Source organism: Alteromonas sp. CH_MED4-4 (assembly GCF_037029575.1).
Lineage (GTDB): Bacteria > Pseudomonadota > Gammaproteobacteria > Enterobacterales > Alteromonadaceae > Alteromonas > Alteromonas macleodii.
The window spans coordinates 1-1,432 of record NZ_JAYMEU010000072.1; the positions used below are offsets into that span (position 1 = coordinate 1).

At 46.4% G+C, this 1,432-nt stretch carries 1 protein-coding gene; it reads left to right on the plus strand.

Features of this window, described 5'->3' with window-relative positions; genetic code table 11:
- The first annotated feature begins 94 nt into the window (after positions 1-94).
- The gene (locus WA381_RS20915) at positions 95-1,423 is read left to right on the plus strand and encodes an IS4 family transposase (RefSeq protein WP_014975370.1); all 1,329 of its coding nucleotides are present in this window, start codon (positions 95-97) and stop codon (positions 1,421-1,423) included.
- The last annotated feature ends 9 nt before the right edge of the window (positions 1,424-1,432 follow it).

The following is a 1,432-nucleotide window of genomic DNA, read 5'->3' on the forward strand; positions in this document are numbered from 1 at the left end:
TAATGCCGATCAGTTAAGAATATTTTCATGATCGGTTGACCGATCTTTTTAAGGCTTCAAAATCCGATATCAGTCTCTGGTATCGGATTTTTTAATGTCTTTACTTACAAACCTCGATGAAACATTCAGCCATGCAGAAGATTTAAATGCCATCGATAAACTGATGTCGTTTGTTGACCCTGAACTTCTTCAGCAAGCCTATGAGCTATCAGGTGTGGCGACTGTCAGACGTCGCCGTTTGCCTTTAGATTCGGTAGTGTTAACCATTGTCGGCATGAGTCTTTTTCGTAACGATCCTGTCTGGGACATCGCGAATAAACTCAATGTTTCGCTTCCGGGTAAAAACCGCTTTGTTGCTCCGAGTGCAGTGGTACAAGCCCGCCAAAGGTTGGGTGATGATGCTGTCGGTCACGTCTTCAAATTGATGGCACAGCGGGCATTCACTGAATATGCCTTTGAACAGTGGTGTGGTTTAAATGTACTGGCGGTTGACGGCGTAATGTTCCGTGCTCAGGATACTGCTGAGAACCTTGATGCATTTGGTTGTGACCGGAATGCTAAGGGTGATAATCCGTACCCACAGGTACGCATGTGTAGTCTGATGGAAACGTCCAGCCACCTTCTGTTGGCCAGTGAATTTGACAGCCGGGATGTGGGAGAGATGTCTCTTGCACAGCGGCTTGTTCCTTCGGTTCCCGATAACTCTCTGACCCTTTTTGACAGAGGGTATTATTCGCTGGGGCTACTGTACTTGTGGATGACTAAAGGCGTTAATACGCACTGGATGCTCCCCGCCCGTAAAGATTTACAGTATACTGTGAGACATCAACTCAGCGAGGATGATGCTGTTATCACGCTTAAAACCTCTCCTCAAGCCAGGAAGAAATTTGATGGTTTACCCGAAACCATTGAAGCGAGACTGACCCGCTACAAAGTAGATGGAAAGTCTTACCGCGTGCTCAGTTCAATGGTCGATGCAATGCAGTTTCCCTACGAAGAAGTTGTCAATGTGTATGTTCAACGCTGGGAAATCGAACTGGGCTTCAGAGAAATGAAACAGACACTACATCAGGCAAAACTGACACTGCGCAGTAAGAAACCTGAGATGGTTCGACAGGAACTCTGGGGGCTGTTGGTAGCCTACAACCTGATTAGAATGATGATGCTGGATGCCGTAAAAGACATGCCGGAATTATCTCCTTCCCGCCTTAGCTTTGGTCTCTGTATGAGACATATCATTGTATTCTTCCTGACCACATTGCCGGAGACAGTAACTAAACTGCCCGCTCACTATGAATACCTAATGGAATCGCTGAGGATGATGAGGCTCCCTGACAAACGACCTGACAGGTATTACCCCAGAGTAGTGAGGAAAAGACCGACTAAATACCCCACAAAGAAAAATGCCAGTCAGCTTAACTGACTGGCATTA

Bases quoted from the DNA above. Each gene is read 5' to 3' on its own strand.
- WA381_RS20915 (WP_014975370.1), top strand. From the start codon at position 95: ATGTCTTTACTTACAAACCTCGATGAAACATTCAGCCATGCAGAAGAT.